Source organism: Zoogloea sp. LCSB751 (genome assembly GCF_002028455.1).
GTDB lineage: Bacteria > Pseudomonadota > Gammaproteobacteria > Burkholderiales > Rhodocyclaceae > Zoogloea.
Window position 1 is genome coordinate 293,703 of the sequence record NZ_MWUM01000001.1, and the last position, 26,133, is coordinate 319,835.

General features: G+C 63.8%; 32 protein-coding genes. 17 read left to right on the forward strand and 15 right to left on the reverse strand.

Annotated elements, in window-relative coordinates:
- Positions 1-17 precede the first annotated feature (17 nt).
- The 3 genes from dnaG to rpsU all read right to left on the reverse strand — a co-directional run bounded on the left by dnaG (position 18) and on the right by rpsU (position 2,727).
- The gene (dnaG, locus tag B4920_RS01395; protein ID WP_079432809.1) at positions 18-1,886 is read right to left on the reverse strand and encodes a DNA primase; all 1,869 of its coding nucleotides are present in this window, start codon (positions 1,884-1,886) and stop codon (positions 18-20) included.
- Between the two features lie 40 nt (positions 1,887-1,926).
- The gene (locus tag B4920_RS01400) at positions 1,927-2,373 is read right to left on the reverse strand and encodes a GatB/YqeY domain-containing protein (protein ID WP_079432810.1); all 447 of its coding nucleotides are present in this window, start codon (positions 2,371-2,373) and stop codon (positions 1,927-1,929) included.
- Positions 2,374-2,514: 141 nt separating this feature from the next.
- Positions 2,515-2,727 (reverse strand): 30S ribosomal protein S21, encoded by a 213-nt coding sequence (gene rpsU, locus B4920_RS01405; RefSeq protein ID WP_079432811.1) that lies wholly within the window; start codon positions 2,725-2,727, stop codon positions 2,515-2,517.
- 131 nt (positions 2,728-2,858) lie between these two features.
- On the opposite strand from rpsU, the gene tsaD reads away from it, so the two are divergent.
- On the forward strand, positions 2,859-3,893 hold the full coding sequence (gene tsaD / locus B4920_RS01410; protein ID WP_079432812.1) for a tRNA (adenosine(37)-N6)-threonylcarbamoyltransferase complex transferase subunit TsaD: 1,035 nt from the start codon (positions 2,859-2,861) through the stop codon (positions 3,891-3,893).
- A gap of 8 nt (positions 3,894-3,901) precedes the next feature.
- On the opposite strand, the gene plsY is transcribed toward tsaD, so the two are convergent.
- Positions 3,902-4,513, reverse strand: a complete 612-nt coding sequence (gene plsY / locus B4920_RS01415; RefSeq protein WP_079432813.1) for a glycerol-3-phosphate 1-O-acyltransferase PlsY — start codon at positions 4,511-4,513, stop codon at positions 3,902-3,904.
- A gap of 50 nt (positions 4,514-4,563) precedes the next feature.
- Here plsY and B4920_RS01420 point away from each other — a divergent pair, with 50 nt between their 5' ends.
- Positions 4,564-4,959 carry a dihydroneopterin aldolase gene (locus tag B4920_RS01420; RefSeq protein WP_079432814.1) on the forward strand — a complete coding sequence of 132 codons (396 nt, stop codon included), beginning with the start codon at positions 4,564-4,566 and terminating at the stop codon, positions 4,957-4,959.
- Positions 4,960-4,983: 24 nt separating this feature from the next.
- Here B4920_RS01420 and B4920_RS01425 read toward each other — a convergent pair whose 3' ends face one another.
- From B4920_RS01425 to leuS, 9 genes are all read right to left on the reverse strand, one after another.
- Positions 4,984-5,367: an H-NS family nucleoid-associated regulatory protein gene (locus B4920_RS01425; protein ID WP_079432815.1), complete on the reverse strand. Its 384-nt coding sequence runs from the start codon at positions 5,365-5,367 to the stop codon at positions 4,984-4,986.
- 140 nt (positions 5,368-5,507) lie between these two features.
- Positions 5,508-5,999 carry a Cys-tRNA(Pro) deacylase gene (ybaK, locus tag B4920_RS01430; protein ID WP_079432816.1) on the reverse strand — a complete coding sequence of 164 codons (492 nt, stop codon included), beginning with the start codon at positions 5,997-5,999 and terminating at the stop codon, positions 5,508-5,510.
- A 25-nt stretch (positions 6,000-6,024) separates the two neighbouring features.
- Positions 6,025-6,597 carry a methylated-DNA--[protein]-cysteine S-methyltransferase gene (locus B4920_RS01435; protein ID WP_079432817.1) on the reverse strand — a complete coding sequence of 191 codons (573 nt, stop codon included), beginning with the start codon at positions 6,595-6,597 and terminating at the stop codon, positions 6,025-6,027.
- A 117-nt stretch (positions 6,598-6,714) separates the two neighbouring features.
- Positions 6,715-6,921 carry a hypothetical protein gene (locus B4920_RS01440; protein ID WP_139379401.1) on the reverse strand — a complete coding sequence of 69 codons (207 nt, stop codon included), beginning with the start codon at positions 6,919-6,921 and terminating at the stop codon, positions 6,715-6,717.
- A gap of 270 nt (positions 6,922-7,191) precedes the next feature.
- Complete coding sequence (locus B4920_RS01445; RefSeq protein ID WP_079432819.1) at positions 7,192-8,469, reverse strand: glutamate-5-semialdehyde dehydrogenase; 1,278 nt, start codon at positions 8,467-8,469, stop codon at positions 7,192-7,194.
- A gap of 34 nt (positions 8,470-8,503) precedes the next feature.
- Positions 8,504-9,541 carry a DNA polymerase III subunit delta gene (gene holA, locus B4920_RS01450; protein WP_079432820.1) on the reverse strand — a complete coding sequence of 346 codons (1,038 nt, stop codon included), beginning with the start codon at positions 9,539-9,541 and terminating at the stop codon, positions 8,504-8,506.
- Positions 9,538-10,071: an LPS assembly lipoprotein LptE gene (gene lptE / locus B4920_RS01455; protein WP_079432821.1), complete on the reverse strand. Its 534-nt coding sequence runs from the start codon at positions 10,069-10,071 to the stop codon at positions 9,538-9,540. The genes holA and lptE overlap by 4 nt, the downstream gene beginning before the upstream one ends.
- Positions 10,068-10,274: a hypothetical protein gene (locus B4920_RS01460; RefSeq protein ID WP_079432822.1), complete on the reverse strand. Its 207-nt coding sequence runs from the start codon at positions 10,272-10,274 to the stop codon at positions 10,068-10,070. The genes lptE and B4920_RS01460 overlap by 4 nt, the downstream gene beginning before the upstream one ends.
- A 20-nt stretch (positions 10,275-10,294) precedes the next feature.
- On the reverse strand, positions 10,295-12,916 hold the full coding sequence (gene leuS, locus B4920_RS01465) for a leucine--tRNA ligase (protein WP_079433112.1): 2,622 nt from the start codon (positions 12,914-12,916) through the stop codon (positions 10,295-10,297).
- A gap of 178 nt (positions 12,917-13,094) precedes the next feature.
- On the opposite strand from leuS, the gene B4920_RS01470 reads away from it, so the two are divergent.
- The 10 genes from B4920_RS01470 to murA are packed head-to-tail and all read left to right on the forward strand — an operon-like array spanning position 13,095 to position 20,169.
- Positions 13,095-13,898 (forward strand): ABC transporter ATP-binding protein, encoded by an 804-nt coding sequence (locus tag B4920_RS01470; protein ID WP_079432823.1) that lies wholly within the window; start codon positions 13,095-13,097, stop codon positions 13,896-13,898.
- Between the two features lie 11 nt (positions 13,899-13,909).
- The gene (mlaE, locus tag B4920_RS01475) at positions 13,910-14,692 is read left to right on the forward strand and encodes a lipid asymmetry maintenance ABC transporter permease subunit MlaE (RefSeq protein ID WP_079433113.1); all 783 of its coding nucleotides are present in this window, start codon (positions 13,910-13,912) and stop codon (positions 14,690-14,692) included.
- Complete coding sequence (gene mlaD, locus B4920_RS01480; RefSeq protein WP_079432824.1) at positions 14,692-15,168, forward strand: outer membrane lipid asymmetry maintenance protein MlaD; 477 nt, start codon at positions 14,692-14,694, stop codon at positions 15,166-15,168. Before mlaE ends, mlaD begins: the two co-directional genes overlap by 1 nt.
- Before the next feature lie 59 nt (positions 15,169-15,227).
- On the forward strand, positions 15,228-16,052 hold the full coding sequence (locus tag B4920_RS01485) for a VacJ family lipoprotein (protein ID WP_254050807.1): 825 nt from the start codon (positions 15,228-15,230) through the stop codon (positions 16,050-16,052).
- Positions 16,049-16,678 carry a phospholipid-binding protein MlaC gene (locus B4920_RS01490; RefSeq protein ID WP_079432825.1) on the forward strand — a complete coding sequence of 210 codons (630 nt, stop codon included), beginning with the start codon at positions 16,049-16,051 and terminating at the stop codon, positions 16,676-16,678. Before B4920_RS01485 ends, B4920_RS01490 begins: the two co-directional genes overlap by 4 nt.
- Entirely contained in the window at positions 16,675-16,959 is a 285-nt protein-coding gene (locus B4920_RS01495) for a lipid asymmetry maintenance protein MlaB (protein ID WP_079432826.1), read from the forward strand. The genes B4920_RS01490 and B4920_RS01495 overlap by 4 nt, the downstream gene beginning before the upstream one ends.
- A gap of 16 nt (positions 16,960-16,975) precedes the next feature.
- A complete protein-coding gene (locus B4920_RS01500) occupies positions 16,976-17,878 on the forward strand; it encodes an ABC transporter ATP-binding protein (RefSeq protein ID WP_079432827.1) in 903 nt (300 codons plus the stop codon).
- A gap of 6 nt (positions 17,879-17,884) precedes the next feature.
- On the forward strand, positions 17,885-18,640 hold the full coding sequence (locus B4920_RS01505; RefSeq protein ID WP_079432828.1) for an ABC transporter permease: 756 nt from the start codon (positions 17,885-17,887) through the stop codon (positions 18,638-18,640).
- Between the two features lie 9 nt (positions 18,641-18,649).
- Positions 18,650-18,904 (forward strand): BolA family protein, encoded by a 255-nt coding sequence (locus B4920_RS01510; protein ID WP_079432829.1) that lies wholly within the window; start codon positions 18,650-18,652, stop codon positions 18,902-18,904.
- Positions 18,905-18,918: 14 nt separating this feature from the next.
- Positions 18,919-20,169, forward strand: coding sequence for a UDP-N-acetylglucosamine 1-carboxyvinyltransferase (gene murA, locus B4920_RS01515; protein ID WP_079432830.1), 1,251 nt, complete (start codon positions 18,919-18,921; stop codon positions 20,167-20,169).
- 52 nt (positions 20,170-20,221) lie between these two features.
- Here the strand turns inward: murA and rnk are convergent, their stop codons facing one another.
- A complete protein-coding gene (rnk, locus tag B4920_RS01520) occupies positions 20,222-20,605 on the reverse strand; it encodes a nucleoside diphosphate kinase regulator (protein ID WP_079432831.1) in 384 nt (127 codons plus the stop codon).
- 172 nt (positions 20,606-20,777) lie between these two features.
- On the opposite strand from rnk, the gene hisG reads away from it, so the two are divergent.
- A complete protein-coding gene (gene hisG / locus B4920_RS01525) occupies positions 20,778-21,422 on the forward strand; it encodes an ATP phosphoribosyltransferase (protein WP_079432832.1) in 645 nt (214 codons plus the stop codon).
- Positions 21,419-22,735, forward strand: coding sequence for a histidinol dehydrogenase (hisD, locus tag B4920_RS01530; RefSeq protein WP_079432833.1), 1,317 nt, complete (start codon positions 21,419-21,421; stop codon positions 22,733-22,735). The genes hisG and hisD overlap by 4 nt, the downstream gene beginning before the upstream one ends.
- Before the next feature lie 168 nt (positions 22,736-22,903).
- Here the strand turns inward: hisD and hisC are convergent, their stop codons facing one another.
- Positions 22,904-23,995 carry a histidinol-phosphate transaminase gene (gene hisC, locus B4920_RS01535; RefSeq protein WP_079432834.1) on the reverse strand — a complete coding sequence of 364 codons (1,092 nt, stop codon included), beginning with the start codon at positions 23,993-23,995 and terminating at the stop codon, positions 22,904-22,906.
- A gap of 110 nt (positions 23,996-24,105) precedes the next feature.
- On the opposite strand from hisC, the gene hisB reads away from it, so the two are divergent.
- The 3 genes from hisB to hisA are packed head-to-tail and all read left to right on the forward strand — an operon-like array spanning position 24,106 to position 26,133.
- Positions 24,106-24,693, forward strand: coding sequence for an imidazoleglycerol-phosphate dehydratase HisB (hisB, locus tag B4920_RS01540; RefSeq protein WP_079432835.1), 588 nt, complete (start codon positions 24,106-24,108; stop codon positions 24,691-24,693).
- Positions 24,690-25,328 (forward strand): imidazole glycerol phosphate synthase subunit HisH, encoded by a 639-nt coding sequence (gene hisH, locus B4920_RS01545; protein WP_079432836.1) that lies wholly within the window; start codon positions 24,690-24,692, stop codon positions 25,326-25,328. The genes hisB and hisH overlap by 4 nt, the downstream gene beginning before the upstream one ends.
- A gap of 58 nt (positions 25,329-25,386) precedes the next feature.
- A complete protein-coding gene (gene hisA, locus B4920_RS01550; protein ID WP_079432837.1) occupies positions 25,387-26,133 on the forward strand; it encodes a 1-(5-phosphoribosyl)-5-[(5-phosphoribosylamino)methylideneamino]imidazole-4-carboxamide isomerase in 747 nt (248 codons plus the stop codon).

The following is a 26,133-nucleotide window of genomic DNA, read 5'->3' on the forward strand; positions in this document are numbered from 1 at the left end:
CGAAACCGAAAATTATATTACGAATCCGATACTTTTGTGCGTACACGGAGCTTCTGTTTGTGCAGTAGTAACTCTGCCAGTTGTCGTCTTTCGACCGGATTGAGGCCGCTTTCCCGCTCGCGGGCGGTCAGTGCGTCGATCTGGTGGCTGATTGCGTCGGCTTCAAGCTTCTGGATCGTGTCATTGAACAAGGGTTCAATCGTGGCCTCGTCGAAGGCCGTGTCGGCCAGTTGCCCGGCGACTTTTGCCAGTAGTTCGGCATGGGGGGTGTCCCGGTAGTGTTCGAGCAGTGCGCCGATGCCGTGGGTCGGCAGGTCGCCGATGCTCATCGCATCGGTGATGGCGATCAGCGCACGGCCCTCCGGTGTGTCGTCGGGCAGCAGGTCGATCGGCAGGCGGGCGGCCCACAGGGGGTGCTGGACGACGACTTTCAGAAGGGTTTTCACCGGGCTTTGCGGAGCCTGGCGTGGTGCCAGGCGCGGGAAGCCCGGTCCGTTCCGGCGTCCGCCGCGGAAGCTGCGCTCTCCGTTCCAGTCGTCGCCGGAGCGGCCCTTGCCGCGGAAGCCGCGCTCGAAGGGTGGGGGGGCGTCGAACTGGCGGGGCGCTGCCGCGGCCTTGAGGCCGAAAGCCTGTTCGACCTCGGCCTGGGTGAAGCCAGCCGCCTCGGCGAGCATCTTGATGACCTGCAGGCGCAGCAGCGGGGCGCCGATGCGCGTGACCAGGGGCTTGGCTTCGTGGACGAGCTTGGCGCAGCCCTCGGCGGTGGCCAGGTCGATGTCCTTTCTGAGTTCGGCGAGCAGGAACTCGGCCAGCGGCAGGGCGCCGTTCATTGCAACCCGGAAGGCTTCGGGTCCTTCGGCGCGCACGAAACTGTCGGGGTCGTGCTCCTCGGGGAGGAACAGGAAGTTGATGGTCTTGTTGTCGGCCAGGTGTTCGAGGCTGACTTCGAGGGCCCGCCCGGCGGCGCGACGGCCGGCAGCGTCGCCGTCGAAGCAGAACACTACCCGGTCGGTGAGGCGCAGCAGCTTCTGGATGTGATGCGGCGTGGCGGCGGTGCCGAGGGTGGCAACGGCGTTGGCGACGCCGAACTGGGCGAGGCCGACCACGTCCATGTAGCCTTCGACGACCAGCACGGCGCCCTGGTCGCGGATGCTCTGGCGGGCCTGTACGAGTCCATAGAGTTCGCGCCCCTTCTCGAAGATCGGCGTTTCCGGCGAGTTGAGGTACTTGGGTTCGCCCTTGCCAAGCACGCGCCCCCCGAAACCGATCACGTTGCCACGCTGGTCCTGGATCGGGAAGATGATGCGGTCGCGGAAGCGGTCGTAGCGGCGCCCCTGCTCGTTCTCGAGGACCAGGCCGCACTCCAGCAGACTGGCGGCGCTGTAGTCGGCAAAGGCGGCCTGCAGGGACTGCCAGCCTTCCGGGGCGTAGCCGAGGCCGTAGCGGGCGGCGATCTCTCCGGTCAGGCCGCGGCCCTTCAGATAGTCGATGGCGACCGGGCTGCGCTTCAGCTGTTCCTTGTAGAAACGGGCGGCCTGGGCCATCTGCTCGGTAAGGGAGTGCTCATGGCTGCGGTCGTGCTTGGGGGTGAGGTCGTCCTGGGGGACTTCCATGCCCACGCCGGAGGCGAGCTCCTTCACGGCATCGACGAAGCCGAGGCCGCTGTATTCCATCAGGAAGCTGATCGCACTGCCGTGCACGCCGCAGCCGAAGCAGTGGTAGAACTGCTTGGCCGGGCTGACGGAAAACGACGCCGATTTCTCGCCGTGAAAGGGGCAGCAGGCGAAGTAGTTCGCGCCGCCCTTCTTTAGCGGAAGGTAGCGTTCGATGACCTCGACGATATCGACGCGGGCGAGAAGATCCTGGATGAAGGATTGCGGAATCATGATCTAGGGCAGGCGCGCATGGGCGCCGTCCCCATGAATCCTAGTTGCCGAGGCGGGATTTCACCAGTTTGGAGACTTCGGCCATGTCGGCCTTGCCGGCCAGTTGTGGCTTGAGGACAGCCATCAGCTTGCCCATGTCGGCCGGGCCGATGGCGCCGGTGCTGGTGACGGCTTCGTCGATGATGGCGACGATCTGCTCGGTGCTCAGGCCGGCGGGCTTGTAGGCCGACAGAACCTCGATCTCGAAGCGTTCGGCGTTGGCCAGGTCGAAGCGCTGGGCGGCCTCGTACTGGGATACGGAGTCACGGCGTTGTTTGAGCATCTTGTCTACGACGGCGACCACTGCTGCGTCGTCCAGCTCGATGCGCTCGTCCACTTCCTTTTGCTTGATGGCGGCGAGAAGCAGGCGCAGAGCCGACAGACGGGCAGTTTCCTTGGCGCGCATGGCGGCCTTCATGTCGTCGTTGATGCGGACTTTGAGAGACATGGGGGGTCCTTGCTGGAGGCGGCCCGGAGGCCGGCAGCGCCGTGAATGGATGTTCGGCGCAACGAAAAGCACAAACGCCACGCGCTCGCGCAAAAGCGCGTATCGCGTGGCGATCGGGAAGCGTGTACTCGCGGGTGTTGCTTAGTACATCTTCGGGGGCAGGGTCTGGCTGCGAAGGCGCTTGTGATGGCGCTTGACCGCGGCAGCCAGCTTGCGCTTGCGCTCAGCGGTCGGCTTTTCGTAGAACTCGCGGGAGCGGAGTTCGGGCAGCAGGCCCACTTTTTCGATGGTGCGCTTGAAGCGGCGGATGGCAACTTCAAACGGCTCGTTTTCTTTGACGCGGATACCCGGCATTGCGTGCTTCCTTGAAAATTCTTTGGACGGAAAGAATAAGAGTATAACCAAGTCGATTGGGTCTACCAAGTCCACTTTTCGCTTTGTCGTCCGTCGCAGGGTAAAATCCCGGTTTTTCTGAGGGCGTGCCAATGCTTGTTCTGGGTATCGAATCCTCCTGTGACGAGACCGGCGTCGCGATATACGACACCGACAAAGGTTTGTTGCTGGCCCATCGTCTGCACTCCCAGATCGATCTTCATGCGGCTTATGGTGGCGTGGTGCCGGAACTGGCCTCCCGCGACCATATCCGGCGCCTGCCCCTCCTGCTGCGGGAGGTCCTGGAGGCCTCCGGGCTCGTGCTCGGCGATATCGACGCCATCGCCTACACGGCAGGGCCGGGCTTGGCTGGCGCGCTGCTGGTCGGTGCGAGCGTCGCCGAAGCCCTGGGTGTAGCGCTGGAGGTGCCGGTTCTGCCGGTGCACCACCTCGAAGGACATCTGTTGTCGCCGCTGCTGTCGGCGAAGCCGCCGACTTTCCCGTTCGTGGCCCTGCTGGTTTCGGGCGGGCATACGCAGCTGATGCGGGTGGCCGGTGTCGGCGATTATGTGCTGCTGGGTGAGACGGTAGACGACGCAGCCGGTGAGGCCTTCGACAAGACGGCCAAGCTCATTGGGCTGGGCTATCCCGGCGGACCTGCCCTCGCGAAACTGGCCTTGCAGGGGATGCCTGGCCGTTTCAAGCTGCCGCGCCCGATGCTGCACAGCAAGGATTTCGATTTCAGTTTCAGCGGTTTGAAAACGGCTGTTCTGACGGCGGCGACGGCCCCCGATTTCCGGGATGAGGACAAGGCCGATCTGGCGGCCGAATTCCAGGCTGCAGCGGTGGAGGTGCTCGTTGCCAAGTCGATGGCGGCACTGCGCCATACTGGCTTGAAGCAACTTGTCGTGGCTGGTGGCGTTGGCGCCAACCTCGCGCTGCGGGCTCAACTGGACGCGGCTGCCGCCAAGCGGAAGGCCGCGGTGTATTACCCCGAGCTCGAACTGTGCACCGACAACGGCGCGATGATTGCGTTTGCCGGCGCCCTGCGCTTTGCCGCTGGTGAGCAGGGTGGAGAGGGGGATGGGCGCTTTGCCGTCAGGCCCCGATGGAGTCTGCAGGAGATCGTGCCGCCCGTCGCGGCCTGAGAGGTGGCTTAGGCGGACTTCTTCTTGCCGCCGATGCGTCCTTCCTGGCCCGCCCGCAGACGCTTGATGTTGTCTTTGTGGCGCCAGATCAGCAGGGCGGACATGCCGCCGATGGCGATGGCCCAGGTATGGCCGAGGCCGAGCAGAACGCTCAGCAGGGGCGCGGCTAGGGCGGCGCTCAGGGCAGCAAGGGATGAATAGCGGAACGCGAAGGCCACGAGCAGCCATACGCCGGCCGTGGCCAGTCCCAGCCAGCCGCTGGCGCCGAGCAGTACCCCGGCGGCGGTGGCTACGCCCTTGCCGCCCTTGAAGCGCAGGAAGATGGGAAAGACGTGGCCGAGGAAGGCGGCGAGGCCTGCGGCAGCGACGGCAGGCGTGCCGAGGCCCAGGGGGGCTGCAAAGGTGGCGGCAAGCGTAACGGCCAGCCAGCCCTTGAAGGCATCGCCCAGCAGCGTCAGGGCGGCGGCGAGTTTATTGCCGCTGCGCAGGACGTTGGTGGCGCCGGGATTGCCCGAACCATAGGTGCGCGGGTCGGCCATCCCGAAAAGTCGGGATACGACGACCGCGAAGGGAATGGAACCGAGCAGATAGGCGGCGACGAGCAGAAGCGCGAGTTGCATGTTGTTTTGAGCGCTGACCAGGATGGGCGCGATTTTAGCTGGGACGGACGATGGATTTTATTTTTATCGAGGCATTGCGGGTCAAATCCCGTGTCGGCATTTATCCGCGCGAGAGGGTGGCCGAGCAGACGCTGGAACTGAATCTCACATTCGGCGTGCCGGATGCGGCGGCGGAGCATGACGACATTGCCGACACCATCGATTACGCAAAAGTGATTGAACGGATTCGCAAGGAGCTGGCGGTCCGGCAATTCAATCTGATCGAAACGCTCGGCGAATTCGTCGTCAATTTGTTGTTCGACGAATTCGATGCCCCGTGGGTCAAACTCGCCATAGCGAAGATGGGGGTAATGAAGGATGTAAAGCGCGTGGGGGTATTCATCGAGCGCGGCCGCAATGGGGGAGAGCCACCGGCACTCGCTCCGACAGCGGGTCTGCCGCGCTGAAACGGCGGCAAACCCTGCTGAGGGTCAGGCGGAAGTAACGGGGGCTTCCGCGCGCAATTCATCGAGGGGCTTGCCCTGGGCGAGCCAGTCGATTACCCACTGGGGTTTGCGGCCATGACCGGTCCAGCCGATGGCGGCATTTTCCGGGTGGCGGAACTTGATGACCGAAGCCGGTTTGGCGGCGGCTTTCTTGGCCGGCTTGGCGGCGGTCTTCTTCGGGGCCGGAGCTGCCTTTTCGGTGGATTCCTGGCCGATCACTTCGGTCAGGCTCATGCCGTGTTCGGCAGCCAGCTTCTGCATGCGCTTCAGCAGATCTTTCTTGGCGGTGTCGGAGCGGCGACGAATCTCGGTTTCGACTTTGGTTTGAAGGCGACGCAATTCGGCAAGGGAGAGCGAGGAGATGTCCATGGCGATTTCTTTCCTTCAGCTTGGTGCTGGGCTGCAGTTGATGTGGCGCGGCAAATGAATGGTGCCGTCTTGTAGGATCTTTATTCTCTTTCTTATTTTGCCACCATTTTCAGATGATTTGGCAAGTGTTTTATTTTCATTTATTCCAGGGCTACGCTTACCAACTTGGGGTGGAGTATTTGTAGCAGATCGTGGGGGTGAACCCCTACGAGAAAACCGCGACGTCCGCCGTTGATATAAATCAGGGGGAGGTCGAGTATGCTGCTTTCCATAAAGACGGGTAGCGCTTTCTTGGTGCCGAAAGGGGATGTGCCGCCAACCAGATAACCCGTGTGGCGTTGCGCAACCGCGGGGTCGCAGGGGCTTATCTGTTTGTGGCCAGCCTGTCGCGCCAGCTCCTTCGTGGAAACCTTGCGGTCTCCGTGCATCAATATGATTAAAGGCTGGTGTGCTTCGTCTTCCATCACCAGCGTCTTGACGACGGCATGTTCCGGAACATTCAGCTCGCGGGCCGATACACGGGTGCCGCCGTGTTCCTCGTAGTTATAGAGGTGGGCGGAATAGGCTGTCTTGTGCTGGCGCAGGAAACGGGTGGCCGGTGTTTCCGGCGCATTTTGATCTTGGCGGGACATGGCTTTTATGGAAATGAATCGTGACTTACACGACGGGTTGACCGAGCGGGTCCGGTTGAGTTTCAAAGAGATGGCCTTGAATTTCTCCGGCCCAGGCTGAATTTCGTTCGTGGATCAATAGCCAGCGCTTGATATCGATCAGAAAGCCCTTTTCATTATGGGCAAAACCACCGATGCCGGCGGCGGTGACGACCCGGTGGCATGGAATGACGATCGGGAAGGGATTGTCTCCGCAGGCTTGGCCAACCGCGCGCGGAATGCTGTGGATGTCTCTCGCGATATCGCCGTAGGTACGTGTCCGTCCGCGGGGGATGGCGGCGATGGCGGCCCATATCCGGCGGCGGTAGGTGGAGCCCTGAATGAGTAGTGGAAGTTCGAATCGGCTGTCGGGGTCTTGCAGATAGTGCTCAATTTGCCCGGCAGCTTTTTCGGCCAGTTCGTCGCATGCCGATTGCAGTGGGTGGTCGGCGGGCAGAAAGGCGATATGGTCGATATATCCGGCGAGTGTGGCAATACCGATCCGGCCGAAAGGCGTCGGCATGACGGCGGCAAACTGTGTCGGTGGAGTGCCGGAACTGCACAGAGGAGAAACATGCATGGCCGGATTGTGCGCCCGCCCTTGTCGGCTCGGCAAGGGTGTCCGCTTTTGCCCGGCAGGGCTTTCTTGCGCTCCTGAGGCACGGGCTTTTCATCGAGCAGGATTGGCAGCACGGCATTATGAAAATCCATGCTGCGTGGGTGCGGGTGCGTGCTCATCGGCATCCAGGTCTTTCTGGAAGCTGTTCATCAATGCCTCTGTCAATTGTTCGGCGACGCGGTTGCGCGGAGCGAAGAACTGAATGCGCTTGTGGCCGGATAGAGCGGCAATTCCGTGGGGTGTTTCCGCGCAGCCCGGCAACTCAAGGGCAATGGCATCATACATAGACATCGGCGCGGAATTGCGTGCGCGGCCCCGCACCCTGCAGGCCAGTCTACTGCGATCGTTGAAATGGACGCCGGTAATGTCGACTGCCTGGCAGGCCAGGCTGGTGAGGAGGGGGGCAGAGTGACGCTGCCTGGAGCTGAAAGGTATGGCTGGTCTCTCCTGGGTATCGGTATGGTCAAACGCCCGTCCTTCGCATTGTTCTGCGATTCGAACGGGCGTTGCATCCTGGCCGAGAAGATCTCCGGCTGGCGTCGGAGTCGCTTAGGGTCAGGCGCGGACCTGGCCTTCGCCGAAGACGATCCACTTCTGGCTGGTGAGGCCTTCGAGGCCGACTGGGCCGCGGGCGTGGATCTTGTCGGTGGAAATGCCGATCTCCGCACCGAGTCCATACTCGAAGCCGTCGGCAAAGCGGGTCGATGCGTTGATCATTACCGAGGATGAGTCCACCTCGCGCAGAAAGCGCATGGCGCGGGTGTAGTTCTCGGTGACGATGGCTTCGGTGTGCTGGGACGAATGGGTGTTGATGTGGGCAATGGCTTCGTCGAGCCCGTCAACGACCTTGATGGCGATGATCGGCGCGAGGAATTCCTCGCTCCAGTCCGATTCCGAAGCGGCCTTGAGCTGGGCGTCGGCGATGCCGGCTTCGCGCAGGATGGCGAGCGAGATCGGGCAGGCGCGCAGCTCGACGCCCTTGCCGGCCAGCATGGTGCCAATGGCGGGCAGTTGGGCGCCGGCGACACTGGCATCAACCAGCAGGGATTCGGTGGTGTTGCAGGTGCCGTAGCGCTGGGTCTTGGCATTCTCGACGATGGCGAGCGCCTTGGCGGGATCGGCGAATTCGTCCACGTAAACGTGGCAGTTGCCGTCCAGGTGCTTGATCACCGGCACGCGGGCTTCGTTGGAGATGCGCTCGATGAGGCCCTTTCCGCCGCGGGGTACGATGACGTCCACGAACTCGGGCATGGTGATGAGTTCGCCAACGGCAGCGCGGTCGGTGGTTTCGATGACCTGGACGGCGGCTTCCGGCAAGCCGGCGGCGGCGAGGCCGGCACGCACACAGGCGGCGATCGCCTGGTTGGAGTGCAGGGCTTCCTTGCCGCCGCGCAGGATGGCGGCGTTGCCGGACTTCAGGCACAGGGCGGCGGCGTCGGCGGTGACGTTGGGGCGGGCCTCGTAGATGATGCCGATGACGCCCAGCGGTACGCGCATCTTGCCGACGGTGATGCCGGACGGGCGGCGCTTGAGGTCGGTCATCTCGCCGACCGGGTCGGGCAGCGCAGCAACCTGCTCCAGGCCGACGGCCATGGCCTCGATGCCCTTTTCGGACAGGGTCAGGCGGTCGATCATCGCTGGCTCGAGGCCGTTGGCACGGGCTTCCTCGAGATCCTGGCGGTTGGCGGCGGCCAGTTCGGCCTTGCGCGCGCGGATCTCGGCGGCCATCGCGAGGAGGGCCTTGTTCTTGGCGTCGGTGGAGGCGGCGGCCACGCCACGCGATGCGGCGCGGGCCTGGCGACCGACGGTCTGCATGTAGGTCTTGATGTCCATCTTCGTCGTCTCGTCTCGGTTGGTGGCGCGGGGCTCAGCGCCGGGCCGGGGCTTGCTGGGTGGCTGTGCCGCGGGTGAGGCGCAGGCACAGCTGGAGGAATTCATCCCATACGTCGCCGCTGGCCAGACCCTTGATCATCCGGTCAATCTTTGCGGCGTGCAAGATGGAGGTGCGCAGGATGGCGGAGTTCAGGCGCGGCAGGGCGCGCTGGATGGCCTGCTTGCGGCGTTCTTCGTAGACCCGCTCGGCCTTCAGAAGGTTCGGCAGGGGCTGGCCTTCATCCAGGCCGAGGCGGAGGCTGGCGAGGGTGCGGATCTCGTTGGCCAGCGTCCACAGCACCAGCGGCGGTGCCTCGCCTTCGCCCTTGAGGCCTTCCAGCAGGCGCGCGCAACGGCCGGCGTCGCCTTCCAGCAGGGCCTGGCGGAGTTTGTCCACGTCGTAGCGGGCCACGTTGAGCACCGCATCGCGTACCGTTTCCAGGTTCAGAGGGCCGGGTGGGTGGAGCAGGCCCAGTTTGAGGATTTCCTGGTGGGCGGCGAGCAGATTGCCTTCCACGTGATCGGCGATGAAGTTCAGCGCGTCCGCATCCGCCTTCTGCTGCTGGCGGTTGAGGCGCAGTGCGATCCATTCGGGGAGGCGTTCCCGTTCCGGGGCATTGAGCTCGACGGCCACGCCGGCCTCGGCAAGGGTGACGAACCAGGCGGCCTTGCGGGTTGCCCAGTCGATTTCGGGTAGCGTGATGAGGGTGACGACGCCGTCATCCAGGTGACGGGCGTAGCGCTGCAGTGCCTCGCCGCCTTCGCGGCCGGGCTTGCCGTTGGGAATGCGGAGGTCCACCAGCTTGCTGGCGCCGAACAGGGATAGGTTGCCGGCGGCCGCCTGCAGGGATTCCCAGCGGAACCCTTGGCCGGCGACCAGGACTTCCCGCTCTTCATGGCCCTGCTTGCGGGCGGCGGCGCGGATGGCGTCGCCGGCTTCGAGCACCAGCAGGGGTTCGTTGCCGTGCAGCAGGTAGAGCGGGGAGAGGGGCTTGTCGAGTTGGGCGGCGAGCTGATCCGGGCGCAGATTCACGGCTTGGGCTCGGCTTCGGGCATCTTTGCTGCAGCCAGGCGCCGCATCAGTTGTTGGACGAGATCGCCCTGCATGTCCCGGTAGAGCAGGATTTCCTCCTGCTCTTTGGCGAGCAGCTGGGAGTCGTCGAAGGCGAGGTCGCGCTTCAGGTAGATCTCATTGGGGGCAAGGACTTCCCGGCCCGCCTTGTCCACGACGCGAAAGTAGAAGCGTTGGCGCAATTGGTACTCACGTACGCGGCCCTGGGCATTGAGGGCCAGGATGGCTTTTTCTTTGGCGTCGGCGAGCACTTCCAGGCGAACCTGGGCTTCTTCCGGTGTATCGACGATGCGGGTCGTGCTGCTTGCTCGGATCTGGCGGCGGATGGCGGCGGCCAGGTCGGAGTACTGGTACATCCCCAGGTAGATCGAGTCGAAGGGCAGCGGCCGCGGACCGCGCAGCTGGAAGCCGCAGCCGGCGAGCAGTAGCAGCGGCGCTGCGCCGATTGCGGCGAGGGCCCGGCGGCGGGCGGGTGAGGGGAGCTGGCTCATGGGCGCGATTCCTTTTGTAGGCGCTGCCGTTCCTTGGTGTAGGCGTCGAAGTCGGGGCCCGCCGGATCGGGCGCGGTGTCGTGGCCAGGCTGTGCTTGCTGCCGGGCGTTTTCCTGCCGGATACCTTCGTAGACCAGCCTTTCGGCCGCGGTATTGCAGCCGGAGAGAACGGTGACGAGCAGGAGGCTGGCGACGGTGCGCATGATGCGGGCCCCTTCTGGGATCAGCAGACGATGTTGACGAGACGGCCGGGGACGACCACGACCTTCTTGGCCGGCTTGCCTTCCATGAACTTGACGGCCGCCTCGTTGGCCAGCGCCGCAGCTTCGATCGCGTCCTTGGCGGCATCGGCCGGGACACGCAGCGCGCCACGCAGCTTGCCGTTGACCTGCAGCATCAGCTCGATCTCGTCCTGCGCCAGCGCGGCGTCGAGGGGCTCCGGCCAGGCTGCACCGAGGATGTCCTCGCCGTAGCCGAGCTCGGCCCACAGGGCATGGCTGATGTGCGGGGTGAGCGGCGACAGTACGCGCAGCAGGATGCCGAAGCACTCCTCGATCACTTCGGCTGCCAGCGCGCCTTCGCGGGGCGCCTTTTCGAGGGCGTTGAGCATCTTCATCGTGGAGGAGGCTACGGTGTTGAATTGCTGCTTGCCGAGGTCGTAGTTGGCCTGCTTGAGGAGCAGGTGGATCTCGCGGCGGAAGCTGGCCAGCGCCTCGGGCAGTTTGGCGCTGTTGAGGCTGCGTTCGGTGCCGATCTGCGGACGGATCTCGCTGGCGAGCAGGTGGCCGAAGCTCCACACCCGGCGCAGGAAGCGGTAGGCGCCTTCGACGCCGGCGTCGGACCACTCGAGGGTCTGCTCGGGCGGTGCGGCGAACATCATGAAGAAGCGCGCGGTGTCGGCGCCGTATTGCTCGATGAGCGCCTGCGGATCCACGCCGTTGTTCTTCGACTTGGACATGGTGGTCAGCTCGTGCTCGAGCACGGTGCCGTCCTTCTTCAGCGTCGCGCCGGTGATCTGGCCCTTGGCGTCCTTCTGGACGTCGATCTCGCTTTCCCAGAAGTAGTTCTTGCCGCCGCCTTCGGGCTTGTGGAAGAAGGCGTTGTTGAGAACCATGCCCTGGGTCAGCAGGTGGGCGAACGGTTCGCGATAGGTCACGAGGCCCAGGTCGCCCATCACCTTGGTCCAGAAGCGGGAATAGAGCAGGTGCAGGATGGCGTGCTCGATGCCACCGATGTACTGGTCGACGGTCATCCAGTAATTGGTTTCGTCGTCCACCATTTTGTCGGCGCCGAACCTGGTCGCGTAGCGGGCGTAGTACCAGGACGAGTCCACGAAGGTGTCCATGGTGTCGGTTTCGCGACGGGCCGGCTTGCCGCAGCACGGGCAGGGGGTTTCGAGGAAGTCGGCGCGCTTGTGCAGCGGGTTGCCGGAGCCGTCCGGTACGCAGTCTTCGGGCAGCACCACCGGCAGCTGGTCGTCGGGTACCGGCACCGAGCCGCAGTCGTCACAGTGGATGATGGGGATCGGGCAGCCCCAGTAACGCTGACGGGAGATGCCCCAGTCGCGCAGGCGCCACTGGATCTTCTTCTCGCCGACGTCCTTGCCTGCCAGGTCGGCCGCAATCGCGTCCACGGCGGCTTCATAGCCGAGGCCATCGTATTTGCCGGAATTGACGCAGGCGCCATCCTTGCTGCCGTACCACTCTTCCCAGGCGTCGGTGGAGTAGGGCTTGTCGCCGAGGGCGACGACCTGCTCGATGGGCAGGTTGTATTTTTTGGCGAAGGCGAAGTCGCGCTCGTCGTGGGCGGGCACGCCCATCACGGCGCCGTCGCCATAGCTCATCAGCACGTAGTTGCCGACCCACACTTCGACTTGCTTGCCGGTCAGCGGGTGGGTGACGAACAGGCCGGTGGGCAGGCCTTCCTTCTCCATCGTCGCCATGTCGGCTTCCATCACGGAGCCGTGCTTGCACTTCTCGATGAAGGCGGCGAGTTCGGGTTTGTCCTGGGCTGCGTGAAGAGCCAGCGGGTGCTCGGCGGCCACCGCGCAGAAGGTGACGCCCATGATGGTGTCGGCGCGGGTGGTGAACACCCACAGCTTGCCGTCGCCGATCGGGCCGTTTTCATCGGCGATGTCGTGGCTGAAGGCGAAGCGCACGCCGGTGCTCTTGCCGATCCAGTTGGCCTGCATCAGCTTGACCCGCTCCGGCCAGCCCGTGAGGGTGTCCAGATCGGACAGCAGCTCGTCGGCGTAGTCGGTGATCTTCAGGTAGTAGCCGGGGATCTCGCGCTTTTCGACGAGGGCGCCGGTGCGCCAGCCGCGGCCGTCGATGACCTGCTCGTTGGCGAGCACGGTCTGGTCAACCGGGTCCCAGTTGACGACCTGGGTCTTGCGCTCGGCGATGCCCTTTTCGAGCATGCGCAGGAACAGCCACTGGTTCCACTTGTAGTACTCGGGGGTGCAGGTGGCCAGCTCGCGGCTCCAGTCGATGGCGAAACCCAGCGACTTGAGCTGCTGCTTCATGTAGGCGATGTTGTCGTAGGTCCACTTGGCCGGCGGAACCTGGTTCTTGATCGCGGCGTTCTCGGCGGGCAGGCCGAAGGCGTCCCAGCCCATCGGCTGCAGGACGTTGTAGCCCTTCATCTTGTGGAAGCGGGACAGCACGTCACCAATCGTGTAGTTGCGCACGTGGCCCATGTGCAGCTTGCCCGACGGGTACGGGAACATGGACAGGCAGTAGTACTTGGGCTTCGACGCGTCGGCAGTGACGCGGAAGGCTGCCGTGCTGTCCCAGTGCTGCTGGGCGGCGCGTTCGATTTCGGCGGGAAGGTATTTGTCCTGCATGGGCGGGAAAGTCGCGGATGGAACGAAACCGCGCATTATAAACCGCTCCGGTAAAGCCCGCTGGGGCGCGCTCAAGACATTGATGTGACGACATATTTCCCCTTCATGTCGAACCTTGAAGCATGTCATGGCCAAATGCGTCTGTTACAATCGCGCTCCCGCAACGCAGCATTTCCCTATGTCCGAGCCTCTTGTCCGTCTTGAGAATGTGCGCTTCGCCTACGGCGAGCGGACGATCCTGCGCGACATTTCCCTATCCATTTCGCGTGGGCAGGTGGTTGCCATCATGGGGGGCAGCGGTTGCGGCAAGACCACGCTGCTGCGGTTGATCGGCGGGCAGGAGCGCGCCGTTGGTGGTCGCGTGCTGGTTGATGGACAGGACGTTGGGGCCCTTGGTCGCGAAGACTTGTATGCGTTGCGTCGGCGCATGGGCATGCTGTTCCAGTTCGGCGCGTTGTTCACCGACATGACGGTGTTCGACAACGTGGCTTTCCCGCTGCGCGAACACACCGATCTGCCGCCTGAGCTGATCAACGATCTGGTGCTGATGAAGCTGCATGCCGTTGGTTTGCGTGGGGCGGCCCAGCTGCGGCCGGGAGAACTGTCGGGCGGCATGGCGCGCCGCGTCGCGCTGGCGCGGACGATCGCCCTCGATCCGATGCTGCTGATGTACGACGAGCCCTTCACCGGCCTCGACCCGATTTCCCTTGGTGTGATCGGGCAGCTGATCCGCCGTCTGAACAACGCGCTCGGCGCCAGCTCGCTGATCGTCACCCACGACATCCAGGAGTCCCTGCAGATCGTGGACTACATCTATTTCATTTCCGAAGGGCGGGTCGTGGCCCAGGGAACGCCGGACGAGATCCGCAACACCTCCGATCCGTTCGTGCATCAGTTCGTGCATGCCGAGGCCGATGGCCCGGTGCCTTTCCACTACCCCGCCGGTGATTACGCAACGGCGCTGGTCGGAGGGGCCGGCTGATGGGCCGGCTGATGGGCGGCGTGTTGCGCAAGCTGGGGTCCCTGGCGGTCAACGGGGTTTGGCAGTTCGGGTTCATCGCCCGCTTTTTCGTGCTGATCCTGCGCTATTCGGGGCAGTCCTTCATGCGGTTGCACCTGACGATCCGCGAGCTGTATTTCAGCGGCGTGATGTCGCTGCTGATCATTCTGGTATCTGGCCTGTTCGTCGGGCTGGTGCTGGGCCTGCAGGGCTACGAGATCCTGCAGCGCTATGGTTCCAGCGAGGCGATGGGCACGATGGTGGCTTTGTCCCTGTTGCGGGAACTCGGTCCGGTCGTGGCCGGTCTGCTGTTCGCCAGCCGGGCCGGTTCGGCGGTGACCGCCGAGATCGGCCTGATGAAGGTGACCGAGCAGCTCAAGGCGATGGACATGATGGCGGTCAATCCGATCGCCCGCGTGGTGGCGCCCCGTTTCTGGGGCGGCGTGGTATCCATGCCGCTGCTGGCGGCGCTGTTCTCGACAATGGGGATCTTCGGCGGCTGGCTGATCGGGGTGGTCTTCATCGGTGTCGATGACGGGGCCTTCTGGTCGCAGATGCAGGCTGCCGTCGATTTTCGCTATGACGTGCTCAACGGCGTGTTCAAGAGCGCCGTGTTCGGCGTTGCTGTGTCGCTGATCGCGGTGTTCGAAGGTTACGACTGTGTGCCGACCGCCGAGGGGGTGTCCCGGGCCATCACGCGTACCGTCGTGAGTTCGGCGCTGGCCATTCTGGCGCTCGATTTTGTAATGACGTCTTTCATGTTCCGAGGTCTATGATGAGTCGCACGACGCTCGACCTGTGGGTCGGTGTTTTCGTGGCAATGGGTATCGCCGCGTTGTTGTTCCTGGCCCTCAAGGTCGGCAGCATTTCCGGGTCGGACGTCCAGTCGCCTTATAGCCTCAGCGCTCGTTTCGACAACATCGGTGGTCTCAAGGTGCGTGCGCCGGTGAAGAGCGCTGGGGTGCTTGTCGGGCGGGTGACCGAAATCCGCTACGACAATGAACACTTTCAGGCCGAAGTTGTCTTCTCGGTGGACGGGCGCTACAAGTTTCCCACCGACACCTTCGCCAACATCCTGACCTCTGGCTTGCTTGGCGAGCAGTATCTCGGTCTTGATCCTGGGGGCGAGGAAAAGACGCTTGCGCCGGGTGATGTCATCAAAAAGACCCAGTCTGCCGTTGTTCTCGAGAAACTAATCAGCCAGTTCATGTTCAATAAGGCGGCAGAAGGAGATCAGGCCCCCGCGAAGTAAGCACGGGTGGGGGTGTTTGGCGCAGAGAGCGCAGCGCTGACTGCGGGCGAAAAAAGACAATGAAGAACAGCAAACCTGAATCGATGGCAGCGGGGCACAGCATTCTGCTGGCGCTTGGGCTGGCCTGTACGCTGGCGGCCTGTGCGGGGCCCGGGGGGCATCCGAAGGACCCCCTCGAGCCGATGAACCGGGCGACTTTCCGCTTCAACGAAACGGCGGACAAGTATGTGGTGCGTCCGGTGGCCGAGGTCTACGACCTGGCACCGCTGCCGGTCAAGACCGGGGTCGCCAACTTCTTCGGCAACATCGGCGATGTGTGGATCGGCGTCAATAACCTGCTGCAGGGCAAGGTCGTCGATGGCCTGTCCGACGGCGGACGCTTCCTGCTCAATTCCACGGTCGGCCTGCTGGGTGTCTTTGACGTCGCCACCGAGATCGGCCTCGAAAAACACGATGAAGACCTGGGACAGACCCTCGGTCGCTGGGGCGTGGGTGACGGCCCCTATGTGGTGCTGCCTCTGCTGGGGTCGAGCAATGTCCGCGATGGTCTGTCCCTCATCGGCGACTTCCGTTTTGATCCGCTCATGCAGCTCGAAGACGTAGGGGCCCGCAACAGCGTGAGCGGTCTGCGTCTCATCAGCCGGCGTGCGGCCCTGCTGGGGGCGGATACCGCTGCTGACGAGGCTGCGCTGGACAAGTACGGCTACATGCGCAGCTTCTACATGCAGTACCGTCGCAACCAGATCTATGACGGGCAGCCTCCGCGCGAGAAGGATCCGGACGACGAGGATGCTGACGACGGCAAGAGCGCCACGGCAACGGACGCGGCGGCCCCCGGTATCGACAAATCTTCCTCCCCCGACAAGAAAGAAAACCTCGAATGAAACGCATCACTTCCCTGTTTGCCGCGCTGATTGTTGGTCTTGGCATCCAGTTCAGTGCGGCAGCCAATACCGTGGCGCCTGATGTGCTGGTCAAGAGTGTGAGCGACGATGTCATCGCCATCGTCCGTCAGGACAAGGCGATCCAGTCCGGGGATACCCGCAAAGCTGTCGACCTGGTGGAAACCAAGGTGCTGCCGTATTTCGACTTCGCCCACATGACCCGCCTGGCAGTCGGCAAGGATTGGAAGCAGGCTTCCGGCGACCAGAAGACCATCCTGACCCAGGAGTTCAAGACGCTGCTGGTGCGTACCTACTCCAATGCACTGACCAAGTACCGCAACCAGCAGATCGATTTCGAGCCGCTGAAGGCCAAGCCGGAAGAGACCGACGTAATCGTGCGTACCAAGGTTCGTCAGCCCGGTGCCAAGCCGGTGCAGATCGACTACAACCTCGAGAAGCAGGGCGACAACTGGAAGGTGTACGACGTGCTGGTGGCCGGTGTGAGCCTCGTCACCAACTATCGCGACGAGTTTGGCCAGGAAGTGCGTGCTGGCGGGATCGACGGTCTGATCAAGTCCCTGAAGGACAAGAACAAGCAGATCGACCCCGCGGCGGCCAAGAAATGATCCAGGCCGAAGGCGCACGCCTGAGCCTCAGTGGTCCATTGACTGTCGCCACCGTTGCCGAGGTGGCGGAGGCCGGGCGCGAGCAGGTCGCCACCGGCGACCGCATCGTCGATCTGTCCGGTGTCACGCAGGTCGATTCCGCGGCGCTGGCTCTGCTGCTGAGCTGGCTGCGCGTGGCCCGGGCGGGCGGGCGGCAGCTTTCCATCGACCAGGCGCCGGCGGCGCTGATCAGTCTCGCGTCCCTCTACGACGTCGATTCCATTCTTCCTCTGGCTCGCTGAGCCTGTCGTCCGTTCCATGAGTCCAGCGATCCGCATTGCCGGTGTTACCAAGCGTTTCCGTTCCCTCCAGGCCCTGGCCGGGGTCGACCTGGAGGTGGCCCAGGGCGAATTCTTCGGCCTGCTCGGCCCCAATGGGGCGGGGAAAACCACCCTGATTTCCTCCCTGGCGGGGCTGGCGCGACCGGATTCCGGTACGCTGGAGGTGATGGGGCACGATGTCGTCCGCGACTACCGCGCCGCGCGCCTGGCCCTCGGCGTGGTGCCCCAGGAGCTGGTTTTCGATCCGTTCTTCAACGTGCGCGAGATGCTGCGCATCCAGTCGGGCTATTTCGGGATTCGCAACAACGACGACTGGATCGACGAGATCCTGCATCACCTGGACCTGACCGAGAAGGCCAGCTCCAACATGCGCATGCTGTCGGGGGGCATGAAGCGTCGGGCGCTGGTGGCCCAGGCGTTGGTGCACCGCCCGCCGGTCATCGTCCTCGACGAGCCGACCGCCGGCGTGGACGTGGAGTTGCGTCACGGTCTGTGGCAGTTCATCCGCAAGCTGAACCAGGATGGTCATACCATCGTGCTGACCACCCACTACCTGGAAGAGGCCGAGTCCCTGTGCGGGCGCATCGCCATGCTGAAGGCGGGGCGCATCGTGGCCTTGGACACGACGGCCAATCTGCTGCAACGCTTTGCCAGCCATACCCTGCAGGTGCGCCTGGCGGCGCCGGTCGTCGTGCCGCCGGAGCTGGCGGCCCGGGTGCAATCCCGGGATGGCCTGCAGTGGGTGCTGGGTTTCGATAATTTCGACGAGGTCGGGCAATTGCTTGCCGGCCTCAAGTCCGCCGGCGCCGAGATCGTCGACATGGCCCTCGGCAAGCCGGACCTGGAGCAGGTCTTCGTCGGCGTGATGAACCAGAACTGAGGCAGCATGGAAGGTTTCAAGACCCTGTTGTACAAGGAGTGCCTGCGCTTCTGGAAGGTGGGCTTCCAGACCGTGCTGTCGCCGGTGCTCAATGCGGTGCTTTATCTATTGATCTTCGGTCACGTGCTCGAGGACCACGTCCAGCCGTTCCCGGGCGTCAATTACACGGCCTTCCTGGTGCCGGGCCTGGTGATGATGACGGTGCTGCAGAACGCCTTCGCCAACAGCTCGTCGTCGCTGATCCAGAGCAAGATCACAGGCAACATCGTGTTTGTGCTGTTGCCGCCAATTTCCTACCGGGAGTTCTATTCCGCCTATGTTCTGGCGGCGGTATTGCGCGGCAGTCTGTGCGGGATTGGCGTGCTGCTGGCAGCCTTGCCCTTTGCGCACCTGCCCTTTGCCGAGCCGCTGTGGATCGTTGCCTTCACGCTGATTGGCGGCGCGTTTCTTGCAAGCCTCGGCGTGATCGCCGGGATCTGGGCCGACAAGTTCGATCAGTTGGCAGCGTTCCAGAACTTCCTGATCATGCCGCTTACGATGCTCTCCGGCGTGTTCTACTCGATCCATTCCCTGCCGGCCTTCTGGCAGGGGGTATCGCATTTCAATCCGTTTTTCTTCATGATTGACGGATTCAGGTATGGGTTTTTCGGGGTTTCCGACGTTTCGCCATGGGCGAGCCTTGGAGTCATCACAGTCTGTTTTGTCGTGCTCGCGGCCATCACCCTGCAAATGCTTGCCAGGGGCTACAAGCTGCGGGCCTGAGGAGAAACTATGTTTCCGGCGAGTGAAATTGAGCGGCTGATCGCCGCAGGTCTTGAATGTGATTTCCTGCAGATCGAAGGGGATGATGGCACCCATTTCACGGGTATCGTCGTCAGCCCGGCTTTCGAAGGCAAGCCGCGCGTGCGGCAGCACCAGGCGGTGTATGCCACTTTGGGCAAGCTGATGGGCAACGAGATCCACGCCCTCCAGTTGTCGACCTTTACGCCCACCCAGTGGGCTGAATTGCAGAAGGAACTGGGCTGATCGCCCATTGATGCATGGATAAACTGCTGATTGAAGGCGGCGTCCGCCTGTCGGGCGAGATCGCCATTTCCGGCGCCAAGAATGCAGCGTTGCCCATCCTGTGTGCAGCGCTGCTGACCAGCGAGCCGGTGACCTTCACCAATGTGCCGCGTCTTAACGACATTGGCACGTTGCTGCGTCTGCTCGAGCAGATGGGCGTCAAGGTCAGTCGTGATGGCGATACCGTCACGCTGGACGCCGGCGGGGTAAACAACCCGGTTGCGTCCTACGAGATGGTCAAGACCATGCGGGCCTCGATCCTGGTGCTCGGCCCGCTCGTGGCGCGCTTCGGCGAGGCGCAGGTGAGCCTGCCGGGTGGCTGTGCGATCGGCGCCCGTCCGGTGGACCAGCACATCAAGGGCCTGCAGGCGATGGGGGCCGAGGTAAAGGTCGAGCATGGCTATGTGAACGCCAAGGTGCCCAAGCTGAAAGGCGCCCGCCTGTTCACCGACATGGTCACCGTGACCGGCACCGAGAACCTGATGATGGCGGCCTGTCTGGCCGATGGTGAGACCGTCATCGAAAACGCGGCCCGCGAGCCGGAAGTGGTCGATCTGGCCAACTGTCTGGTGGCGATGGGCGCGCAGATCTCCGGCGCCGGCGGTGACGTGATCCGCATCAAGGGCGTGCCTGCCCTGCATGGCGCCACCCACCGCATCATGCCGGACCGCATCGAGACCGGAACCTACCTGTGTGCAGCGGCGATCACTGGTGGCGACATCCGCGTGACCGGCACGTCGACCAGCTACCTCGACGCAGTGGTGGACAAGTTGATGGATGCCGGCTGCGATGTGATCGGCGAGCGTGACGCCATCCGCCTGAAAGCACCCGAGCGGCTTACTTCGGTCAGTCTGCGCACCGCGCCCTATCCGGCCTTTCCGACCGACATGCAGGCCCAGTTCATGGCGATCAACGCGGTGGCCAGCGGCACGGCGGTGATCCGCGAGACCATCTTTGAGAACCGCTTCATGCATGCGGTCGAGCTGCAACGTCTCGGAGCGGACGTCCGCATCGACGGCAATACGGCTTTCGTGAAGGGCGTCGAGCGTCTGCAGGGCGCCACGGTGATGGCGACCGACCTGCGTGCTTCGGCCAGTCTGATCATCGCCGGCCTGGTAGCCGAAGGTGAAACCACGGTGGATCGTATCTACCACCTGGATCGTGGCTACGAGCGGCTGGAAGAGAAGTTGTCGGCTCTCGGCGCCCGCGTCCGGCGGCTTCGCTGAGGAAGCGTGACGGGTGGGCCGCCTTGTGCGGCCCATGGGCGGAGATGCAGCGCTAGGCGCCTTGCGTCACGTCCAGCACCTTGAGCTGGATGGCGTGGCCGTCAGGGGTGTGCCAGTCGATGATCTGGCCCACCGATAGACCCAGCAGGGCGCTGCCGGCCGGGGAAAAGATCGAGACCTTGCCGTCGCTGCTGCCGGCATCGTGAGGCCAGGCGAGGGTCAGGTCGTACTCGCGTCCAGACATTTCCTCGCGGAAGCGGGCGCGGCTGTTCATTGCGATGACGCCTTCCGGCATTTCGTCGTCGTCGAGCACCGTGGCCCGTTCGAGCTCGGCGCGCAGGCCGTCCAGGTCGCTGCGGTTGCGGGTTGGAGGCTTGGAGAGCAGGGCTTCGAGGCGTTCGAGGTCGCGGGTGGACACGATGATTTCGGGTTTCACTGGGTACTCCTTCCATTCGATCAAAAGAAAATGGCCGACCCCGCCGGACGGCGGTTCAGCCACGCGCCAAAGGCTAGCAGAAAGGGGGCGCCGCGCAAACGCCCCGCCGCATCGGGCGCGATGGGCTCCCCGAATCGGATAGAATCGCGCTTTACGCACACAGAGCATCATCTTGAACGGCATTACGCTTGCCCTCTCGAAGGGCCGAATCTTCGAGGAAACCCTGCCGCTGCTCGCCGCCGCGGGGATCACGCCGACCGATAACCCGGAAACCTCGCGCAAGCTCATCATTGGCACCAACCGGCCGGATGTGCGGCTGGTCATCGTGCGCGCCACCGATACGCCGACCTACGTGCAGTATGGTGCGGCCGACATGGGTATCGCCGGCAAGGACGTGCTGCTGGAGCATGGCGGTGCCGGCCTGTATCAACCGCTGGATCTCAACATCGCCAAGTGCCGCCTGTGCGTGGCCGTGCCTAAAGATTTCGACTACACCGCCGCCGTCCAGCGTGGTGCGCGTATCCGGGTAGCGACCAAGTACGTGAAGGCGGCCAAGGCGCACTTTGCGGCCAAGGGCATGCACGTGGACCTGATCAAGCTCTACGGCTCCATGGAGCTCGCGCCGCTGGTCGGCCTCGCCGACGCGATCGTCGACCTGGTGTCCACCGGCAGCACCCTGAAGGCCAACAACCTGGTGGAGGTGGAGGACATCATGCCGATCAGCTCCCGCCTCGTCGTCAATCAGGCCTCCCTGAAGCTCAAGCGCGAGCTGATCCAGCCGGTGCTGGAGGCCTTTGCAGGAGCCGTCAAGAAATGAGCGCCCAGATCCGTCGCCTGTCATCCTCCGAACCCGATTTCATCGCCACGCTGGATGCACTGCTGGCCTTCGAAGGCAGCGCCGATGCGGCCATTGAGCAGGCGGTCGGCGACATCCTGCAGAACGTGCGCAAGAACGGTGATGCGGCGGTCGTCGAGTACACCCGCCGCTTCGACCATCTGGACGTGAGCGACATGGCGGCGCTGGAGCTGCCGAAGGCCGAACTCCAGGCGGCGCTCGATGGCCTGAGCACCGAGCAGCGTCAGGCGCTGGAAGCCGCTGCGGCCCGTGTGCGCACCTATCACGAACGTCAGGTGCTCGAATCCTGGCGTTACAACGACGAGTCCGCAGGCATGGCCGGCACCCGCCTGGGCCAGAAGGTCACGCCGCTGGATCGGGTCGGCCTGTATGTGCCGGGCGGCCGCGCGTCCTATCCCAGCTCTGTATTGATGAACGCGATCCCCGCCAAGGTGGCCGGGGTCGGCGAGCTGATCATGGTGGTGCCGACGCCCCGCGGCGAGCGTAGCCAGCTGGTGCTGGCTGCCGCGGCGATCACCGGCGTGGACCGGGTGTTCACCATCGGTGGCGCGCAGGCCGTGGCCGCGCTGGCCTATGGCACGCAGACCATCCCGCAGGTAGACAAGATCGTCGGGCCCGGCAATGCCTACGTGGCGAGCGCCAAGCGCCGTGTCTTCGGCACTGTCGGCATCGACATGGTGGCCGGTCCGTCCGAAGTTCTGATCATCTCCGATGGCACCGGCAATCCGGACTGGGTGGCGATGGACCTGTTCGCACAGGCCGAGCACGATGAGCTGGCCCAATCCATCCTGCTGTGTACCGACGAGGACTTCATCGCCCAGGTGGAGGCGAGCATCGCCCGCCTGCTGCCGGAAATGCCGCGTCGCGACACCATCGCCACGTCGCTGGTCAATCGCGGTGCCCTGGTGCGCGTGCGTGACCTCGCGGAAGCCTGTGAGGTTGCCAATCGTATCGCGCCGGAGCACCTGGAGTTGTCGCTGGCCGATCCGTACCAGTGGATCGACCAGATCCGCCACGCCGGCGCGATCTTCATCGGCCACTACTCGGTCGAGGCCCTCGGCGACTACTGCGCCGGCCCCAACCACGTGCTGCCGACGATGCGCAGCGCACGTTTCTCCAGCCCGCTGGGGGTATACGACTTCCAGAAGCGCACCAGCCTCATCGATATTTCGGAGCAAGGCGCCCAGACCCTCGGCCGGATCGCCTCGGTGCTGGCCCACGGTGAAGGCCTGCAGGCCCACGCCCGTTCGGCGGAGATGCGTCTGAAGGGGTGATTTCCCGGAGGGCTGATCCTGCGGGGGAGACGCTGTTTACAGGGGCGAATTCATTCGCGCCTTGCCGTAGGAGAATGTGCATGGGCGGATGAGTTCGCCCCCACGCTTGGAATACGAAAAAGCCGCCCCTTTTGGTGCGGCTTTTTCGTGAACGTCGAGTTCAAAAACTCAGGCCAGGATGTCCTTCAGCGCCTGAACGAGCAGTGCGCATTGGGCATCGGTGCCCAAGGTAATGCGCAGGAACTGGTCGATGCGGGCCGCCTTGAAGTGGCGCACGATGATGCTGCGTTCGCGCAGCGCGGCGGCCAGTGCGGCAGCGTCGTGGGCCGGATGGCGGGCGAACACGAAGTTGGCGGCGGACGGCAGCACCTCGAAGCCGAGCCCCGCGAGGTCGTTGGACAAGGTCTCGCGGCTGGCGATGACCTGCCGGCGGGTCTGCTCGAAGTAGGCTTCGTCGTCCAGTGCGGCGCTGGCGCCGACGAGGGCCAGGCGATCCAGCGGGTAGGAGTTGAAGCTGTCCTTCACGCGGGTCAGGGCCTCGATGAGCGCCGGCTGGCCGATGGCGAAGCCGACGCGCAGGCCGGCAAGGGAGCGCGACTTGGACAGGGTCTGGGTGACCAGCACGTTGGGGTGGCGCTTCACCAGTGCCACGGCTGTGGGGATGGCGTCGAGGCCGCCGAAGTCCACGTAGGCCTCGTCGATGACGATCGGGCTGTCGGGAAGGCCTTCCGCCAGGCGGGCGATCTCGTCGAGCGCCAGCAGGCGGCCGGTGGGAGCGTTCGGATTCGGGAAGATCACGCCGCCAACCTTGTCGGCACCGCGTGACAGGTAGTCGTCCACGCGGATTGCGAATTGCTCGTCAAGGGGCAGGGCTTCGAAATCGATGCCGTACAGCCCGCAGTACACCGGGTAGAAGCTGTAGGTGATGTCCGGGAAAAGCAGTGGTGCGTCGTGCTTGAGCAGGGCCTGGAACGTGTGGGCGAGGACTTCGTCCGAGCTGTTGCCGACGAAGACCCATTCCGGCGCCACGTCGAAATGGCGGGCGACGGCGGCCTTCAGCTGGGTGCCGGTCGGATCCGGGTAGAGCTTCAGGCGGTCCGCGTCGTTGCCGAGTTCGGTACGGATGGCGTCGAGCACGCGCGGACTCGGCGGATAGGGGTTCTCGTTGGTGTTGAGCTTGACCAGGTTGGCGAGTTTGGGTTGCTCGCCGGGAACATAGGGGGTCAAGCCGTGGACGACGGGGCTCCAGAAACGGCTCATGGCAGATCGGTGCGGCACGGCTAAGAGCCGCAAGGGACTGTAAAAACGCTAGATGCTATCATGGCCTCATTCGTTCCCAGTTCATCACCGTTTTTCTGGAAAACAGCGCAATGCGGCAAGCCGAAATATCCCGCAATACCCTTGAGACGCAGATCCGGGTCAAGGTCGACCTGGACGGCTCGGGCAAGAGCCAGCTCAACACCGGTATCGGTTTCTTCGACCACATGCTCGATCAGATCGCCCGCCATGGCTGCTTCGATCTGGACATCGAAGCCACCGGCGATCTGCACATCGACGGTCACCATACCGTCGAGGACGTCGGCATCACCGTTGGCCAGGCCTTCGCCAAGGCGTTGGGCGACAAGAAAGGGCTGACCCGCTACGGTCACGCTTATGTTCCGCTGGATGAGGCCCTGTCGCGGGTCGTCGTCGATCTGTCCGGCCGTCCGGGACTGGAGTTCGATGTGTCGTTCACCGCCGGGGCGATCGGCGCGCTGGACACCCAGCTGGTGTATGAATTCTTCCAGGGCTTCGTCAACCATGCTGGCGTGAGCCTGCATATCGACAACCTGAAGGGGCGCAATGCCCACCATCAGTGTGAAACCGTGTTCAAGGCCTTTGGCCGCGCGCTGCGCATGGCCGTCACGCCCGATCCCCGTCAGGCCGGCGTGGTGCCTTCCACCAAGGGGGCCCTGTGAGCAAGATCGCGATCATCGACTACGGTATGGGCAATCTGCGCTCGGTGGCAAAGGCCATCGAGCATGTCGCCGAGGGAATCGAGGTTGTCGTCACCGCGGATCCGGCCGAGGTCTTGTCAGCCGGGCGTGTGGTTTTCCCGGGGCAGGGTGCGATGCCGGACTGCATGCGCGAGCTGGATGCCCGTGGTCTGCGTCCCGCCGTGCTGGAGGCCGCGCACAGCAAGCCCTTCCTGGGGATCTGCATCGGTCAGCAGATGCTTTTCGAGCACAGCGAGGAAGGCAATGTGCCGGGGCTCGGCATCTTCCGTGGCGAGGTGCGCCGTTTCCCCGCCGGCAAAATGGTGGCGGCCGACGGTTCGCGCCTGAAAGTGCCGCACATGGGCTGGAACGAGGTGTGGCAGAAGCAGCCTCATCCCCTGTGGGCCAACATCGAGAATGGCGCGCGTTTCTACTACGTGCACAGTTATTACGTGGACCCGGCAGATCCGGCCATTGTGGTGGCTACCACCGAGTACGGCATCCCCTTTACCGGCGCGGTAGCGCAGGCTAATATCTTCGCCATTCAATTCCATCCGGAAAAGAGCGCGCACGCGGGTTTGCAGTTGCTGTCCAATTTCGTTACCTGGAAGCCCTGAGCCGTGGTTCTTCGTCACTTACCGCTTCCCGTTTCAACCTCTTACCGCCTTTTCTCTTATGCTGCTGATTCCCGCTATTGACCTCAAGGACGGTCACTGCGTGCGCCTGAAACAAGGCGAAATGGACGCTGCCACGGTCTTCTCCGAAGATCCCCGGTCCATGGCCCGACACTGGGTCGACCAAGGTGCCCGACGCCTCCATCTGGTAGACCTCAATGGCGCCTTTGCCGGCAAGCCAAAGAATGAGGCGGCGATCAAGGCCATTCTGGCGGAAGTCGGCGACGAGATTCCGGTCCAGCTGGGCGGTGGCATCCGTGATCTGGACACCATCGAGCGCTACCTCGATGCCGGCCTTACCTACGTGATCATCGGCACCGCGGCGGTCAAGAACCCGGGCTTCCTCCACGATGCCTGCAGCGCCTTCCCCGGCCACATCATCGTCGGCCTGGATGCCAAGGACAGCAAGGTGGCGGTGGACGGCTGGTCCAAGCTCACCGGTCACGATGTGGTGGATCTCGCCAGAAAATTCGAGGACTACGGTGTCGAAGGCGTCATCTATACCGACATCGGCCGGGACGGCATGCTGTCCGGCGTGAACATAGAGGCTACAGTCAAGTTGGCTCAGGCCCTGCGTATTCCGGTCATCGCCAGTGGCGGCATCGCAGCGCTGGCCGACGTGGAGGCCTTGTGTGCCGTCGAATCCGAAGGCATCACCGGTGCCATCACCGGCCGGGCCATCTACGAAGGAACGCTGGACTTCGCGGCAGCCCAGGCTCGTGCCGACGAGTTGGGCCAGGCGAACTGA

Bases quoted from the DNA above. Each gene is read 5' to 3' on its own strand.
- B4920_RS01505 (WP_079432828.1), top strand. From the start codon at position 17,885: ATGGAAGGTTTCAAGACCCTGTTGTACAAGGAGTGCCTGCGCTTCTGG.
- B4920_RS01460 (WP_079432822.1), bottom strand. From the start codon at position 10,274: ATGCGCACCGTCGCCAGCCTCCTGCTCGTCACCGTTCTCTCCGGCTGC.
- murA (WP_079432830.1), top strand. From the start codon at position 18,919: ATGGATAAACTGCTGATTGAAGGCGGCGTCCGCCTGTCGGGCGAGATC.
- B4920_RS01490 (WP_079432825.1), top strand. From the start codon at position 16,049: ATGAAACGCATCACTTCCCTGTTTGCCGCGCTGATTGTTGGTCTTGGC.
- B4920_RS01510 (WP_079432829.1), top strand. From the start codon at position 18,650: ATGTTTCCGGCGAGTGAAATTGAGCGGCTGATCGCCGCAGGTCTTGAA.
- hisD (WP_079432833.1), top strand. From the start codon at position 21,419: ATGAGCGCCCAGATCCGTCGCCTGTCATCCTCCGAACCCGATTTCATC.
- B4920_RS01400 (WP_079432810.1), bottom strand. From the start codon at position 2,373: ATGTCTCTCAAAGTCCGCATCAACGACGACATGAAGGCCGCCATGCGC.
- B4920_RS01470 (WP_079432823.1), top strand. From the start codon at position 13,095: ATGTCCGAGCCTCTTGTCCGTCTTGAGAATGTGCGCTTCGCCTACGGC.
- mlaE (WP_079433113.1), top strand. From the start codon at position 13,910: ATGGGCGGCGTGTTGCGCAAGCTGGGGTCCCTGGCGGTCAACGGGGTT.
- leuS (WP_079433112.1), bottom strand. From the start codon at position 12,916: ATGCAGGACAAATACCTTCCCGCCGAAATCGAACGCGCCGCCCAGCAG.
- B4920_RS01435 (WP_079432817.1), bottom strand. From the start codon at position 6,597: ATGCATGTTTCTCCTCTGTGCAGTTCCGGCACTCCACCGACACAGTTT.
- dnaG (WP_079432809.1), bottom strand. From the start codon at position 1,886: ATGATTCCGCAATCCTTCATCCAGGATCTTCTCGCCCGCGTCGATATC.
- rpsU (WP_079432811.1), bottom strand. From the start codon at position 2,727: ATGCCGGGTATCCGCGTCAAAGAAAACGAGCCGTTTGAAGTTGCCATC.
- ybaK (WP_079432816.1), bottom strand. From the start codon at position 5,999: ATGTCCCGCCAAGATCAAAATGCGCCGGAAACACCGGCCACCCGTTTC.
- plsY (WP_079432813.1), bottom strand. From the start codon at position 4,513: ATGCAACTCGCGCTTCTGCTCGTCGCCGCCTATCTGCTCGGTTCCATT.
- B4920_RS01495 (WP_079432826.1), top strand. From the start codon at position 16,675: ATGATCCAGGCCGAAGGCGCACGCCTGAGCCTCAGTGGTCCATTGACT.
- B4920_RS01425 (WP_079432815.1), bottom strand. From the start codon at position 5,367: ATGGACATCTCCTCGCTCTCCCTTGCCGAATTGCGTCGCCTTCAAACC.
- lptE (WP_079432821.1), bottom strand. From the start codon at position 10,071: ATGAGCCAGCTCCCCTCACCCGCCCGCCGCCGGGCCCTCGCCGCAATC.
- hisC (WP_079432834.1), bottom strand. From the start codon at position 23,995: ATGAGCCGTTTCTGGAGCCCCGTCGTCCACGGCTTGACCCCCTATGTT.
- B4920_RS01485 (WP_254050807.1), top strand. From the start codon at position 15,228: ATGAAGAACAGCAAACCTGAATCGATGGCAGCGGGGCACAGCATTCTG.
- B4920_RS01445 (WP_079432819.1), bottom strand. From the start codon at position 8,469: ATGGACATCAAGACCTACATGCAGACCGTCGGTCGCCAGGCCCGCGCC.
- tsaD (WP_079432812.1), top strand. From the start codon at position 2,859: ATGCTTGTTCTGGGTATCGAATCCTCCTGTGACGAGACCGGCGTCGCG.
- hisB (WP_079432835.1), top strand. From the start codon at position 24,106: ATGCGGCAAGCCGAAATATCCCGCAATACCCTTGAGACGCAGATCCGG.
- hisA (WP_079432837.1), top strand. From the start codon at position 25,387: ATGCTGCTGATTCCCGCTATTGACCTCAAGGACGGTCACTGCGTGCGC.
- B4920_RS01420 (WP_079432814.1), top strand. From the start codon at position 4,564: ATGGATTTTATTTTTATCGAGGCATTGCGGGTCAAATCCCGTGTCGGC.
- mlaD (WP_079432824.1), top strand. From the start codon at position 14,692: ATGAGTCGCACGACGCTCGACCTGTGGGTCGGTGTTTTCGTGGCAATG.
- B4920_RS01500 (WP_079432827.1), top strand. From the start codon at position 16,976: ATGAGTCCAGCGATCCGCATTGCCGGTGTTACCAAGCGTTTCCGTTCC.
- B4920_RS01440 (WP_139379401.1), bottom strand. From the start codon at position 6,921: ATGTATGATGCCATTGCCCTTGAGTTGCCGGGCTGCGCGGAAACACCC.